The sequence below is a fragment of the Lapidilactobacillus dextrinicus DSM 20335 genome (assembly GCF_001436095.1).
Classification (GTDB): Bacteria; Bacillota; Bacilli; order Lactobacillales; family Lactobacillaceae; genus Lapidilactobacillus; species Lapidilactobacillus dextrinicus.
This window is the reverse complement of the sequence record NZ_AYYK01000008.1, coordinates 23979-38464: the sequence shown is the minus strand read 5'-3', so window position 1 is coordinate 38464 and position 14486 is coordinate 23979. Positions and strand designations below refer to the sequence as shown.

General features: G+C 37.3%; 14 protein-coding genes. 9 read left to right on the top strand and 5 right to left on the bottom strand.

Annotation, left to right across the window (positions count from 1 at the left end; genetic code table 11):
• Positions 1-854: 854 nt before the first annotated feature.
• Positions 855-1352: a QueT transporter family protein gene (locus tag FC84_RS04655; protein ID WP_057756203.1), complete on the bottom strand. Its 498-nt coding sequence runs from the start codon at positions 1350-1352 to the stop codon at positions 855-857.
• Positions 1353-1598: 246 nt separating this feature from the next.
• On the opposite strand from FC84_RS04655, the gene rlmH reads away from it, so the two are divergent.
• Positions 1599-2078 (top strand): 23S rRNA (pseudouridine(1915)-N(3))-methyltransferase RlmH, encoded by a 480-nt coding sequence (rlmH, locus tag FC84_RS04650; protein ID WP_057756662.1) that lies wholly within the window; start codon positions 1599-1601, stop codon positions 2076-2078.
• Between the two features lie 76 nt (positions 2079-2154).
• Here the strand turns inward: rlmH and FC84_RS04645 are convergent, their stop codons facing one another.
• Both FC84_RS04645 and FC84_RS04640 read right to left on the bottom strand, forming a co-directional pair.
• A complete protein-coding gene (locus FC84_RS04645) occupies positions 2155-2841 on the bottom strand; it encodes an NADPH-dependent F420 reductase (RefSeq protein ID WP_151425901.1) in 687 nt (228 codons plus the stop codon).
• Entirely contained in the window at positions 2828-3892 is a 1065-nt protein-coding gene (locus FC84_RS04640; RefSeq protein WP_057756197.1) for an LLM class flavin-dependent oxidoreductase, read from the bottom strand. The genes FC84_RS04645 and FC84_RS04640 overlap by 14 nt, the downstream gene beginning before the upstream one ends.
• Positions 3893-4228: 336 nt before the next feature.
• Between FC84_RS04640 and rsmG the strand changes: the two genes are divergently transcribed.
• The 8 genes from rsmG (at position 4229) to FC84_RS04600 (ending at position 12959) form a co-directional block, all read left to right on the top strand.
• Positions 4229-4957, top strand: a complete 729-nt coding sequence (gene rsmG / locus FC84_RS04635; protein WP_057756195.1) for a 16S rRNA (guanine(527)-N(7))-methyltransferase RsmG — start codon at positions 4229-4231, stop codon at positions 4955-4957.
• Between the two features lie 25 nt (positions 4958-4982).
• On the top strand, positions 4983-5846 hold the full coding sequence (locus tag FC84_RS04630) for a ParB/RepB/Spo0J family partition protein (RefSeq protein ID WP_057756192.1): 864 nt from the start codon (positions 4983-4985) through the stop codon (positions 5844-5846).
• Complete coding sequence (locus FC84_RS04625; RefSeq protein ID WP_057756189.1) at positions 5847-6617, top strand: ParA family protein; 771 nt, start codon at positions 5847-5849, stop codon at positions 6615-6617. It abuts the gene before it with no gap.
• Complete coding sequence (locus FC84_RS04620) at positions 6604-7476, top strand: ParB/RepB/Spo0J family partition protein (RefSeq protein WP_057756186.1); 873 nt, start codon at positions 6604-6606, stop codon at positions 7474-7476. The genes FC84_RS04625 and FC84_RS04620 overlap by 14 nt, the downstream gene beginning before the upstream one ends.
• Positions 7477-7488: 12 nt before the next feature.
• The gene (locus FC84_RS04615) at positions 7489-7734 is read left to right on the top strand and encodes a DUF951 domain-containing protein (RefSeq protein ID WP_057756184.1); all 246 of its coding nucleotides are present in this window, start codon (positions 7489-7491) and stop codon (positions 7732-7734) included.
• Positions 7735-7772: 38 nt separating this feature from the next.
• Complete coding sequence (ychF, locus tag FC84_RS04610) at positions 7773-8876, top strand: redox-regulated ATPase YchF (RefSeq protein ID WP_057756179.1); 1104 nt, start codon at positions 7773-7775, stop codon at positions 8874-8876.
• A 36-nt stretch (positions 8877-8912) separates the two neighbouring features.
• Entirely contained in the window at positions 8913-9674 is a 762-nt protein-coding gene (locus FC84_RS04605) for a DUF1129 family protein (protein ID WP_057756176.1), read from the top strand.
• Positions 9675-9980: 306 nt separating this feature from the next.
• A complete protein-coding gene (locus FC84_RS04600; RefSeq protein WP_162257967.1) occupies positions 9981-12959 on the top strand; it encodes a Cna B-type domain-containing protein in 2979 nt (992 codons plus the stop codon).
• 115 nt (positions 12960-13074) lie between these two features.
• Here the strand turns inward: FC84_RS04600 and FC84_RS09140 are convergent, their stop codons facing one another.
• Positions 13075-13413 (bottom strand): transposase, encoded by a 339-nt coding sequence (locus FC84_RS09140; protein WP_404804559.1) that lies wholly within the window; start codon positions 13411-13413, stop codon positions 13075-13077.
• Positions 13414-13541: 128 nt separating this feature from the next.
• On the bottom strand, positions 13542-14414 hold the full coding sequence (locus FC84_RS09135) for a transposase (RefSeq protein ID WP_263970760.1): 873 nt from the start codon (positions 14412-14414) through the stop codon (positions 13542-13544).
• Between the last annotated feature and the right edge of the window lie 72 nt (positions 14415-14486).

Here is a 14486-nt window from a genome sequence, read left to right as displayed (position 1 = left end):
ACAAATCTAATGTTCAACGCTTTTTTGTGGACTAGTTACAGTTAGTCAGCAAGATAGGCTAATATTCGGCAATCACATCAAAAATTTAGTGTTAATTAATAATCGTTCGGATATCAACGGAACATGTTTTATTAAGTATTGTTTGAAATTATTAAGTTGTATAAAAAAGCGCCTTAATAATGTTGTTAAAATAATAAAAAAGTTAGTTAATCTAAAAAAAGATCGATAAATATCATTCATCACGATGATTGTGTTTCACAATATTGTTCGTAAATCAAACGCTCATTTAAGTTTTTTAACCGAAAATAATAACCAAGCTACGTTTTAAAATTTGTCAAGCATAATTTAGTTGTTTAATACTTATCCACAACCTGTTAATAAAAATGTGTATATCCTATAAAAAAGGGATTTATTGTGGGTATAAAAGTTATCCACATAATTGTTAACAGCTGTGTAAAACTTTTTAAAACTTCGTTAGTATAAGCAAATAAAAGCGTGGTTAAACCTGTTTCACGAATAAAAGTGATATTAAAATGGTGTGTATAAGCTTAAAAAAATAAAAAATAAAATAAACTGCTTGACATAAGCTGATAGCTTATTTTGTATCAAGAACATAAATTGACACAAGATTTCGCACCGAACATGTGTACAAGTGGATAACTATGTGGACAACTTGGGGATATCCACAGTTAAAATTGCGGATAAGTATATTTACTCGAAAAAAATGTGGATTTCTTTGGAACTTGTTTTTTTAAGCTATGAGGGTGTGTATAACCAAGTGAAGGAGCAGTTTTAAATATAAAAAAAGACCCCAGCGTTTGCTGGGGCCGTTGGCATAGCATTAATTGAGTTTATTATGAGATTAAATCGACGCGTTTACTGATAAAGTAAACTAGAAAAGCACCAAGAGTTAATGAAACAAATTCGCCACTAGCTGTGGTTAAATAAGTTAACCAGAAAGGCGCTTTTGTTAAAACTGTCAGTTCTGCAGCAATCATGAACATAAAGAAAGTACCGATAATAATTGCGGTGGCTAGTTTTGCCTTAAGGTTGGTTATACGTTTGCTGATTAGGTAGATCACAGTTAAGGCAATCAGCGTTTCTAGGGAACCCCAAATGATATCAACGATACCTAAAGTACTAGTTAAATTAGCTAACACACAGCCGATTGTAACGCCCCAGATATAGCGTTTGTTAAAAACAACTAGGCAAACTAACATTTCAGAAAGTCGTAACTGGATAGCGCCATAACCTAGGCCAAACATTTGACTTAAATAAGTTAAGGCGACATATAGTGCGGCGACAAGCGCCGCAATAATTAAATTGCGGAGATGATGCTGTTCTTTTGTCATATTTAAATACTCCTTTATGGCTTGAATTTGCCACTAATTAACTGTAGCCAAAGGAAAAACCTTACGGATTTAGAAGTGCTACAGTGGACTAGGCCCGCTTACTAATATAACAGATGTTTGTGGATTAGCAAGAAAAGATAGTTTTGTGGATAAAATTTAGGTTTAACCATTAAGCTTTATTTGTGGCAGAAATTACCTTAGATTGCGTGTAAAATAAGGACTAAATAGAACAAGGAGTTGGAGATTATTAATATTAAGATTGTTTGTGTCGGTAAATTAAAGGAAAAATATTTTAAGGCTGCTATTGCTGAGTATGCAAAAAGACTGAGCCGTTTTACGAAGTTTGAGCTTGTTGAAGTGCCTGATGAAAAAGCGCCAGAAAAATTAAGCCAAGCGCAAATGGATCAAGTGATGCAACTTGAAGGTGAACGCATTTTGGCTAAGATTAAAGAGAAAGAGTATGTCATTATTTTGGCAATTAAGGGCCGGCAACGCGCCTCTGAAGAATTTGCAAAGGAATTAGCCCAACTGACAACCTATGGTCATAGCGATATTACTTTTGTTATCGGTGGCTCTTTAGGATTAAGCCCAGAAGTAATGAAACGCGGTGATGATACCTTAAGTTTTGGCAAACTGACGTTACCTCATCAGTTGATGCGTGTTGTTTTAACCGAGCAGATTTATCGCGCGTTTATGATTAATGAGGGTAGTCCCTATCATAAGTGATAAAAATAGGAAAATTAGGTTAAACAGCAATTAAAAAGCAACGGCTAATTTCAAATAGCTGTTGCTTTTATTTAAATTATTCATGATGAGTAGATGCTGCAACCTTCTTGCCAAATTCAGTTTGATCAAAGTGGTCAATGATATTTTTTAAATCCTGATAATTAAGGCTCGCACCAAATAAAGGACTGCCAGGTTCGGTCATAATGCCATCGGCAAGGTGATAATGAACCACTTGATCAAAGCCCATGGTATCAACAAATTGAGCTACTTTAGTGACGGCTTCGGAATTATTACCAGTTACAAATAGTGCTTTACGATCTTTAGTACCTTTAGGGCGGGCATCTTCTTGTAGATTGTGGTAACCCATGTGATTGAATGTTTTAACGATCGTGCTGCCTTTGAAATAAGCTTGGACTTGTTCACTTGAGGTTGAATCAGGTGTAAGCACTTCTTCGCGGATGCCATCAGTTTCCCACCAATAATTCATCGCGTCAATCACGAGCTTACCGTTTAGCAACTGGGGATCAATGTTGTGATAACGACTTAGGGGAATAGCTAAAATAATGAGATCACTATTGGCGATAACATCTGCATTTTCTGAAGCAACAGCACCTGGCACTAAGGTTTCAATCGTTAGTTCAATTTTAGATACGGAGCCGGATCCAGAAATACGGACCTCATAGCCAGCCTTTAAGGCTAAACCAGCTAGAACAATGCCAACTTTTCCAGCACCGATAATACCAATGCGCTTAATGGTCATGATTTTCGCCTTCTTTTGTGGATAAAATTTCTTTAACGCGAGGAATAACTTTAGTTGCGTAAAGCTCAATCATTCTTTCACGTTGCGCAACAGTTTGGTTACCAGCACCGTAAACAAGATCAAACCGTCCTAAATCTAATAATTGAATAGTTTTGGCAATGCGTTGTGCTACTGTTTCTGGATCACCCACGTAAAAAGAACCAACCTTAGTTTCGTTATCAAATTGTTCGCGACTCATTGGAGCCCAACCACGGGTGAGACCAATCCGATCAAAGTTTGCCTTAATGTTTTTAAATGCAACTTCAACAGCTTCGTTCTTATCATCAGCAATGAAGCCATGAGAATGAACAGCAACAGGATAAACGGGCATATCAAATTTTTGAGCAGCTTTATGATAAAGGTCCATATATGGTTTAAAACGCTCAGCTTGGCCACCAATAATAGCTATGATAACTTTATAACCAAACCGGGCTGCACGAATAATAGATTCAGGAGAACCGCCAATGCCAATGTAAGTTTCTAATTCGCCTTTTTCAGTTTTGGGATAGACTTCTTGTGCTTTTAAAGATGGACGGAACTTGCCAGACCAAGTAACGGGTTTTTCTTTTCTAAGTTGATCATAGAGTACTAGTTTTTCATTAAATAGATCATCATAGTCGGTTAAATCATAACCAAATAGGGGAAATGATTCAGTAAATGAACCACGGCCTAACATCACTTGAGCACGGCCATTTGAGAGCCCATCAAGTGTAGCAAATCTTTCATAAACACGAACAGGATCGTCAGAACTTAAAACAGTGACAGCTGTTGCTAATTTAATATTTTTTGTGACAGCAGCAATGGCTGCTAAGACTGTCTCAGGACTAGAGACACTATAGTCAGGGCGATGATGTTCACCAACGCCAATGACGTTAATTCCATATTGATCAGCCAATTCGCCTTCACGAACAATCTGTCGAATTGATTCAGCTGCAGTTTTTAAACTACCATCTTCATTAGCAACAATGTCACCAAAAGTTTCAATCCCAAATTCTAAATTATTTACATCTACCATTTTGAAAGCCTCCGTTCATTTTGCTTACTTTTAATAAGTTAACAAGATAAGCATACTATGTTTTTTATAAGAGTACAATTATTTTTGCTTTAATGATTTAAGTTATCTTTCCGTATGGTTAAAATTATTATTAAGGGAAAATTTATTATGAGGATATGTTGTTACTTTAAAAATTAACGCATTGTTTTATAAATAGTATAATTTTAATGAAATCCAAGTTATACAACATTTTGACGCGATATAACGCGTTATGAGGTTGCAAAAGAAAGTGTTTTTCGTTAAAGTTAATTCAGTGCGTGAAACAAACGGTTGTTTCACGAGAAACGTGAGGTAAAAATGTCACCTGAACAATTTCAAGCGGCCTTAGCAAAACAAGGCATTAACTTAACGCAACAACAAATGCAGCAGTTTGCTGATTATTATCAATTACTTGTTAAGACTAATGAAAACGTCAATTTAACCGCAATTACGGAAGAAAGGGACGTTTATTTGAAGCATTTCTATGATTCATTGACGTTAGCCTTGGCTTTTCCACAATTACAGACGGAAGCATTGTCTTTATTAGATGTTGGTGCAGGGGCAGGATTTCCTTCCATTCCCATTAAGATTGCTTTTCCGCAATTACAAGTTAGCATTGTTGATTCTTTAAATAAACGCATTAAATTTTTAGAAGAGTTGGCTACAACGTTATCTTTAGAAAATGTTGCTTTCTATCATCAACGTGCTGAAGATTTTGGTAGTAAACGCTCAACCTATCGTCAGAGTTATGATCTGGTTACTGCTCGCGCTGTTGCCAGTCTGCCTGTATTGGCAGAATTATGCTTGCCGCTGACTAAAAAGGGCGGTTATTTTGTGGCGATGAAGGGGAGCAAGGGTGCTGTTGAACTCAATGAGGCTCAACATGCGTTGCATGTTTTAGGTGGCAAATTGGAACAAACTGTTTCATTAACTTTACCAACAACTGATGATCAACGGGAAATCATTATTGTTAAAAAAACAAAAGAAACACCTAAAACTTATCCGCGTAAACCGGGGACAATTAGTAAGTCACCATTGATGGGATAAGTTAGGTTAGCTAAGGGGGATCTAAATGGCTTTCTTTGATTCGCAGGCAAATAGTTCACAACAAAACGATGATCAGACTGACAAGAATGTTCAGCAGATCCCCGTTTTACAAATTATTCCTAATCGCTTTCAACCGCGTAAACAATTTAGTGAGGCATCGATTAGTGATCTTGCTGATACAATTGCTGCACATGGTTTATTACAACCAATCATTCTGCGAGAATATCAGCGTGACCATTATGAAATTATTGCGGGAGAACGTCGTTTTCGAGCTGTACAATCTTTAGGTTGGGCCAATGTTTCTGCAATTGTTAAACAGATGACCGATCAAGAATCTGCAGAAATGGCTGTGATTGAGAATTTACAACGTGAAGATTTAAATCCAATTGATGAAGCTAACGCTTATCAGAAACTATTGGATGTCACTCAAGTAACACAAGGGCAATTGGCTCAGCGGTTGGGTAAAAGCCAGTCGTACATTGCTAACCAACTACGACTGTTAAAATTGCCGGAAACGGCACAGCGAGCGATTGCTAACGGTGAGATTACAGCACGTCATGGTCGAACGTTGTTAAGGCTCGATTCAATAACGCAGGCGATCGTGTTAAAACAAATTCTAACCGAACACCTAACAGTTAGTCAGACCGATCACTTAATCGCCGAGCTAAATGATGGCTCAGCAAAAGCAACTCAGAATTCTAAAAAAAGTGTTAAGCAGGTTAAGTCAACGACTGACTTAAAGCAAATTGCAACAAAGATTAAACGATCACTTAAAAAAATTGCGACTGACCAAGCAAAGGTTACTTATCAAGAAACGCATTCAGCTAATCAATATACGATAACAATTAATGTTTCAGTAGATCAGCCCAATAGTAAAGAGGAGAATTAAATGGTCAAGGTTATTTCTATAGCAAATCAAAAAGGTGGTGTTGGTAAAACAACCACTACCATCAATCTTGCAGCTTGCCTAAATGAGGTGGGCAAACGAATTTTGATCATTGATAGTGATCCTCAAGGCAATGCAACTAGTGGCTTAGGTATTAAAAAGTCAGATGTCTCACGTGATGTCTACGATGTTTTAATTAATGAAATACCCCTAAAAAAGGCTATTTATCATACTAAACGTCCGCACTTAGACATTGTACCGGCAACCATTCAACTGGCTGGTGCGGAGATTGAGTTAACCAATCAAGCTGGTAGAGAACAACGTTTAAAGAAAGGTCTTGCAGGCGTTAAATCTGAATATGACTATATCTTAATTGATTGTCCGCCATCACTAGGACAGCTTTCTATTAATGCTTTTACAGCCAGCGATTCTTTGATTATTCCAGTTCAAAGTGAGTATTATGCGCTTGAAGGATTAAGCCAATTGTTAAATACTGTTCGTTTAGTTCAAAAGCACTTCAATCCGGAGCTAAGTATCGAAGGTGTGTTACTAACGATGTATGATGTTCGTACGAATCTTGGGGCAGAAGTAATTGAAGAAGTACGTAAAACATTTAGAGAGCGCGTTTATCAAACCGTTATTCCGCGAATAACGCGTTTAGCTGAGGCACCAAGTTACGGTATGGCGATTATCGACTATGATCGTCGCTCACGAGGTGCGGAGGTTTATCAAGCTTTAGCAAAGGAGGTTCTGACGGCCAATGGCGATAAATAAAAATTCCAAAGGACTTGGTCGAGGCATTGACGCCTTGTTTTCCGACATTGAGTCTTTAAATACAGATCAAGAAGTAGTTGAAGAATTAGCCTTAACTGATGTTCGTCCGAATCCCTACCAACCACGTAAGACTTTTGATGAAGCGGCATTACAAGAGCTAGCAGATTCAATTGCTCAAAGTGGTGTTTTCCAACCAATTATTGTTCGCAAAAGTTTAAATGGCTATGAGATTATTGCTGGGGAGCGACGTTATCGCGCTAGCAAAATGGCTGGCAAAGAAACAATTCCGGCCATTGTAAGACAAATGGATGAACAACAAATGATGGAAATTGCCGTGTTGGAAAATTTGCAACGCGAAGATCTATCACCTCTTGAAGAAGCAGAAGCTTACCAAACGTTAATTAAAAAATTAGATTTAACGCAAGAAGAAGTTTCAGAACGAATCGGTAAAAGCCGGCCCTACATTGCTAATTACTTACGATTACTGACCTTGCCAGATGAAACTAAAAAATACTTGCAAGCTGGTAAATTATCCATGGCCCAGGCCCGCACATTGTTAAGCTTAAAAAAGAAAGACGAAATTAACGATGTTGCTAAAAAAGCGATTAAAGAAGCTTTAACAGTGCGTCAATTAGAGCAATTAGTGTTACAAATGAACGCTGATAAACCAAAAGCAAAGGTCAATAAAGCCGTGAAGTCGCCATACTTACGTGCAACGGAAACAGCTTTGGTTGATCGTTTGGGCACTAAGGTTAAAATTAACGCTAACAAACGTGGCGCAGGCAAAATTGAAATTAACTACACCTCGGTCAAAGATTTAAACCGAATCCTTGATACTTTAAATATTCGCGTGGACTAAGGAGGCAGTTCAATGTTTGAATTGGGTGATTTAGTACAAATGAAGAAACCTCATGCTTGTGGCGAGAATCGCTGGGAAGTGGTACGTCTCGGCGCAGATATTAAGATTAAATGTATGGGTTGTGGTCATTTAGTGATGTTGACACGATCTGATTTCACTAAAAAGATGAAAAAGATTGTGCAACCGGCAGCTGAAGTTGATCCTAGTAACGAGCCAGAATATTTGCTTCCTGCAGATATTAAGCGACCACGGATTTAATACTGATACAAATAAATTAAAGAATAGGAAGTATAATCATGTCATTAACAGCTGGTATTGTTGGTTTACCTAACGTTGGCAAGTCAACCTTATTTAACGCAATTACTAAAGCAGGGGCCGAGATGGCCAATTATCCTTTTGCGACCATTGACCCTAACGTCGGAATGGTTGAAGTTCCCGATTCCCGATTAGCACGAATTGACGAAATTATCCCTGCTAAAAAGATTGTCCATACGACTTTTGAATTTACTGATATTGCCGGAATTGTCAAAGGTGCTAGTAAAGGTGAAGGATTAGGTAATAAGTTCTTAGAGAATATTCGTCAAGTTGATGCTATTGTCCATGTTGTACGAGCTTTTGATGATGACAATATTACTAGTGTTACCGGAACTGTTGATCCACAAGATGATATTGAAACCATCAATCTAGAATTGATTTTTGCTGATTTAGACAGTGTTAATAAACGCTATGATCGGGTTGCAAAAGTTGCGCGGACAACTAAAGATAAAGAAGCTGTCGCTGAGTTTAATGTTCTTGAAAAAATCAAACCAGTTTTAGAGGCTGGCAAACCGGTTCGTTCGATTGAATTTGATGAAGAAGAACAAAAAATCGTTAAAGGTTTATTCTTATTAACGGCTAAACCTGTGCTTTATGTAGCTAATATTGCAGAAGAATCAATGGCAGATCCAGATGCTGATCAATATTTCCAAATTGTTCGCGATTATGCCACTCAAGATAATGCAGAAGCCATTGCTATTTCTGCTAGAACTGAAGAAGAAATTGCTGAATTAGATGATGCTGATAAAGCTGACTTTTTAGCTGCTGAAGGTGTAAGTGAATCCGGTCTTGATAAATTAATCAAAGCTTCGTATTCATTACTTGGTTTAGCTACTTTCTTCACGGCCGGTGGTCCCGAAACCCGTGCGTGGACATTTAAAAAAGGAATGAAAGCACCGCAAGTTGCCGGTGTGATTCACTCTGATTTTGAACGTGGATTCATTCGTGCTGAAACAGTTTCATTTGCTGATCTTGATCAGTATGGCAGTATGCAAGCAGTTCGTGAAGCTGGTCGCCTACGTTCTGAAGGTAAAGAGTACGAAGTTCAAGATGGCGACATTATTGAATTTAGATTCAACGTCTAATTTTTAGACGAATTGGCAGAAAAGGAGCATAAGATATTGGCATCCACAGAAGAAAGAAATCAACAAGCACGTGAAGAACAAGCTAAGAAGCTTGCGGCGGAGGGTTCAGTTAAGAAAGTTAATACTGAAATCGAATCGATGTCGCCAACCGAATTACGTACGGAATTGACTAATAAGAATAATGATTATGTTTTTAAACTTCGTAAATTATTAATGGAAGCTGGCTATACTGAAGCTGACGCTGACGCAAAGATTGACGCCATCTTACCAGAAATGATTAAAAATCAACGTATTGGTAAACCTGCAACCCAAATTTTTGGTTCACCAAGTTTTCAAGTTGATCAACTATTGCATCCTAAGCAAAAACCAACTGAATTAAAATATTGGATGCGATCGGTTGATTGGACTTTCTTATACTTAGTTATTTTAGGTGTGTTGTTCGGTATTATGGGCTTAATGCCAAATAGTAATACTAAAAACAACGGCTCATCTGGTTTATTAAGTCTTTTAATTATGTCAGTTGCCTTTGGCTTCTTATTAACTTGGTTCACGGATGAAATGCAGGCTGCTCGCGATCGTCGTAAGAATGGCGAAAAGGCTAAAATGAACTGGAATATGATTTGGAAGGGCGCCTTAGCAACAATTGGGGTGTTGTTCTTAGTTTCAGTCACAGCCTTTATTAACCCAGCTTTAAATCCAGTTTTACCAGCTTGGGGCTACTTATTATTAGCCGCAGCAGCTTATGGCGCTCGCTATTTGTTCCGTCGCCATTATCATATTACAGGACGCTTAATGTAAAAGTAGTAAAAGAGTGAGAGATATTTCTTTCACTCTTTTTTTAATAAATAAGGTTGATTATTTTGTAACATAAATGTAATGTTGGCTTGTGACAAAATTTACTACCAATGTAATATAATGAACGGGTAAACATAACACATGTTTTAAGGGGGAATTTTTGTGCGTAGCAGGAAAATTACTCGAAATCGCCGTAATAAGGGCAATTCGAGGGAGAGTATACTAAATAAACTTAGTGTACTATTTGGAATCATTTTAGTGGTGATGAGTATCTTTTCATCAACAGGAACCGTTTTAGCGGACACTATTGTGAACTCCAATACTATTACAAAGCAGAGTCAGAGTGCTTCTGCAAGTAGCGCTAATCAAACGGTGACTAGTACAACGAGTCAGAGTGCTGTGTCATCTAGTAGTGCATTAAGCAGTATTGTTGAGGAGCAAAGTGCCGCAACAACATCTAGTGCCAACTCAGGCACTAGTCAAGTAAGCGCTGCTAACTCAAGCAGTACACAAACAGATACGAATACTAAAGAACAAGCACGTGCACCATCGACTAGGAAAGAAATTACAGATGGTATTACTGGTACACAACTGCTTGATAAAAACGGAGATCCTATTACTAACGGAACAACTATTGGTATGTACGATCCCTTAACTGCAGAGTGGGAATTCTCAATCGATCCTAGTTCTGTTGACGCAGGGGATACCATGACGGTTAATATACCTAACGCTTTAAATGATGCCTTACATTTGACGAATGGCACTGAATTTGATGTTAAAGACAAGGCTGGCAACGTTATCGGTCATGCTGTTGCTAAAGATGGCAAAGTTACGATTACTTTTTCAGATTATGTTGATCAAACAACCAATCCAATTACTGGTAATTTTAATGTTTCACTAAGCTGGGACACTAGTCAAATAACTGGTAAACAGGAAGTGCCAGTGACTTGGGAAAATGGTAGTCAGACAATTGTCACTGTTGATCCAGGCAATGGCCCTTCCACTGATGAAAAACTTTATAAATGGGGTTGGTACGACTCTCAAGATCCTTCAATCATTCATTGGCGTGTTCGCGTGAACTATGCGAGAACTCAAATTAACAATGCTGTTTATACAGACACGCTTGGCGCTAATCAAACCTTAGTATCAGGATCAGTTAGTGCGGTACATGTTGTCTACAACGCTGACGGATCAACTTATACTCAAGGAGCTGTTTATCCATCTTCAGCTGTCACTGAAAGTGATTCTGGATTTACAGTTAATTTAGGTGATATCAATGATACTATTATTATTGATTATCAGACTAAGATTACAGATGGTGGGGCAGCTGGAACCTATGCCAACTCCGGTAAATTGACAGGTACTAACATTGATGATGTTACAGTTGATGTCTATTCACCTAGCTTTACAGGTAGTGGTACCGGTGCTACGACAACAAATGTTATCGGAACAAAGACATGGGACGATCAAGATAATCAAGATGGTTCACGTCCAGCGTCTGTAACCGTTCATCTTTATGCCAATGATGTTGATACTGGTAAATATGCAGTAGTAAATGCAGATGCTAATTGGAAATACAGTTTTAACGATTTAGCAATTTATGATGATAATGGTGCTGCTATTATTTATAGTGTCGTGGAAGATCCTGTTGGCGGTTATGAATCAGAAATTAATGGCTATAACATCACGAACAAATACACACCAGAAACAACAAGTGTCAAGGGAACGAAGACATGGAGTGACCAAGACAATAAATACAACACGCGCCCCTCAACAATTACAGTAGATTTGTTAGCTGATGGTGAAGTTGTAGATAGTAAAGAAGTAACAGTAGATGCAGATGGCAACTGGAATTACGAATTTACGGGCTTACCAAAGAATAAAGATGGTAAGGAAATCACGTATACAGTTAAAGAAGAAAAAGTTAACGGTTATACAAGTACTGTAGACGGCAATAACATCAAGAACACATTGGAAACAACAAGTATTAAAGGAACAAAGACATGGGATGATAAAGATAACCAAGATGGTAAACGTCCAACGTCAATTACTGTAAGTGTCTATAATGGTGATGAAAAAGTAGCAAGTAAAGAAGTAACAGCAGATGCAGATGGCAACTGGAATTACGAATTTACAGACTTACCAAAATTAGATAGCAAAGGTAATGAAATTAAGTATACAGTTAAAGAAGAAAACGTAGCCGACGGCTACACAAGTACTGTAGACGGCAATAACATCAAGAACACATTGGAAACAACAAGTATTAAAGGAACAAAGACATGGGATGATAAAGATAATCAAGATGGTAAACGTCCTACATCAATTAAGATTAACTTACTAGCTAATGGTAAAGTAGTGGCAACAAAAGAAGTAACGGCCGAGGAAAACTGGCAGTATAGCTTTACTGATTTACCAAAATATGCTGATGGTCAAGAAATTGTTTATACAGTTAGTGAAGATGCAGTGCCAGACTATTCAACAACTATTAATGGTTTTGATATCACTAATTCTTATACACCCGGTGCTACTTCTATTACAGGAACAAAGACATGGGATGATAAAGATAACCAAGATGGTTTACGTCCATCATCAATTAAGGTTAATTTATTAGCTAATGGAAAAGTAATAGCGACAAAAGAAGTAACAGCAAAAGAAAACTGGCAGTATAGTTTCACAAACTTACCAGAATACGAAAATGGTAAGAAGATAACTTACACAGTTGAAGAAGAAAAAGTTGAAGGTTATGAAACAGTAGTAAATGGTACAAATATTACGAACAAACATACACCGGCAACAACAAGCATTACAGGAACAAAGACATGGGATGATAATAATAATGCTGGTCATACACGACCAACAAGTATTACCGTTGAATTGTACAGCGATGGCATTAAGACTGAAACAACCAAGGCTGATGAAAGCACAGGCTGGAAATATAGCTTCACAAACTTACCAAAATATAACAACGGTAAAGAAATTGTTTATATGACAAAAGAAATTTCAGTAGACGGGTACACAACCACACAAAATGGTTATGACTTTACTAACACTTTAATCACTAAGACGCCAGTTGTGCCAGTCTTACCTATTACCCCAAGCACACCTGATAAACCAACAATTACAGATAATACTAAGCCAAAAGATGAAGGCTCCATTATTTCTACAATTAATAAGAAATTACCGCAAACTGGTGAAGCACGTAATACGTTAGCTCTTGTGGGAATACTATTATTAATGATGGTATTAGCAGTTCTTGTTTGGCATCATCGTAGTGTTAAAGAAGGATAATAACATCAATAGATTCAAAAAAAGAATGACTTGAACAAGTCATTCTTTTGGGTCTTTGTCAAATCGTATTGGTGAAGATTTATATGAGCACATCCACTTTGTTGGATGTGCTTTTTTAGTTATAAATCAAGGCAATGCGTACAAAAAAATTGTGCAGATTTCGAAAACCATAACAGTTACGTTTTAACGTCTTAATTTTTCGATTTATTCCTTCAAGTGGGCCATTTGAGAACGGATAAAGACAACTATCAGAAATAGCACTTCTATTTTTCCTTAACGTTTTGAGGACGGTATCCATTTCCGTATATGTGGGTTGATAGTGGTTCATTAAATCGTTTATTTTTACAGAATCCTTTGTGTGAACGGCAGCTAAAATTTCCTGGTAAGTTTCATAAACGATCTTGAACTTTGAAGACTGTGATAAAGCCAGATCAATAGCGTTTTGTTGGGTCATATATTCGTTAATACCAAACAGATAGCTAACTTTAATAGCGTTAAGATCAACTTTTTTTAACCTGAACAGCTTCCATTGAGATTTAAGAATCCGATGGATTCTTGAATGTGAGTCAGATATCTCTTGGGCTAATGAACGCGTTCTTTATCCAGAGCTCTTCCAGCCAATTGAATAATGTGGAAACGGTCAATAATAACGACTGAATTAGGAAATAATTGATGAATAAAGCTCGCGTAAGCGGCATTCATATCAACGACAACAGATTGGACTGTGGCCCGTTCTGTCAACGAGAAATGACTTTCAAAGTAGTCAATAATGTGTTTGCTTAATCGATCAGGAAGCATCACAACGCATTGGTGTGTGACTGCGTCACAACAATTAAAAGACATTAAATGGTGACAAGAACGAAATTCATCAAAACAAAGATGTTCTGGGAGCTTTTTAATTCGATAGGGTTGTGTAGAAAGACTGTTTAGTATTCTTTGCACGCTTGAATTAGAAATGGCTAATATTTCTGCAATTGTTTTCGCAGGAAGACTCTTTTTAGCTAAGATAACTACCTGTTGTTTGATATTATTTGAAAAAGTGGCGTTAGTCTGAACAATATCTGTTAACGCACCGCAGGTTTCATGACAGTTGCGGCATAAGTAGCGTTGTTTGTTTAGGTCTAATTGGTAGCGACCATCATTTAAGGTACCTAGACGAATATGACTTAAGTGTTTACCGTTTTTGATTAATGTTTTAAAACCACAATGTGGACATCGGATAGGATCATTGATTAAATCTGCATTAATGGTATGGATATGAAGTCCGGTAGGACTTATTTTTGTAGAAATCTGCTTAACAATAATATTTTTATCTGTAATTTCGAACAAACTTAGGATAGAATTTAATTGGGACATCTGACTACCTCGCTTCGGTTTGGTTTGGCGATTAAATCGTAACACGGAAAGGACAGATGTCCTTTTTAAATTGTCGAAAAGCACAAAAAAATCTGGCATTAGTTATTCACCAATACCAGAAAGTGTAGACCCATTCTTTTTTTATAGGTAGAAGCGTTTAATTAATGTTAA

What these genes read in the sequence shown, in the direction of transcription:
- FC84_RS04655 (WP_057756203.1), bottom strand. Translation starts at nt 1,352, where the DNA reads ATGACAAAAGAACAGCATCATCTCCGCAATTTAATTATTGCGGCGCTT.
- FC84_RS04640 (WP_057756197.1), bottom strand. Translation starts at nt 3,892, where the DNA reads ATGGTAGATGTAAATAATTTAGAATTTGGGATTGAAACTTTTGGTGAC.
- rsmG (WP_057756195.1), top strand. Translation starts at nt 4,229, where the DNA reads ATGTCACCTGAACAATTTCAAGCGGCCTTAGCAAAACAAGGCATTAAC.
- FC84_RS04630 (WP_057756192.1), top strand. Translation starts at nt 4,983, where the DNA reads ATGGCTTTCTTTGATTCGCAGGCAAATAGTTCACAACAAAACGATGAT.
- FC84_RS04625 (WP_057756189.1), top strand. Translation starts at nt 5,847, where the DNA reads ATGGTCAAGGTTATTTCTATAGCAAATCAAAAAGGTGGTGTTGGTAAA.
- FC84_RS04620 (WP_057756186.1), top strand. Translation starts at nt 6,604, where the DNA reads ATGGCGATAAATAAAAATTCCAAAGGACTTGGTCGAGGCATTGACGCC.
- FC84_RS04615 (WP_057756184.1), top strand. Translation starts at nt 7,489, where the DNA reads ATGTTTGAATTGGGTGATTTAGTACAAATGAAGAAACCTCATGCTTGT.
- ychF (WP_057756179.1), top strand. Translation starts at nt 7,773, where the DNA reads ATGTCATTAACAGCTGGTATTGTTGGTTTACCTAACGTTGGCAAGTCA.
- FC84_RS09140 (WP_404804559.1), bottom strand. Translation starts at nt 13,413, where the DNA reads ATGACCCAACAAAACGCTATTGATCTGGCTTTATCACAGTCTTCAAAG.
- FC84_RS09135 (WP_263970760.1), bottom strand. Translation starts at nt 14,414, where the DNA reads ATGCCAGATTTTTTTGTGCTTTTCGACAATTTAAAAAGGACATCTGTC.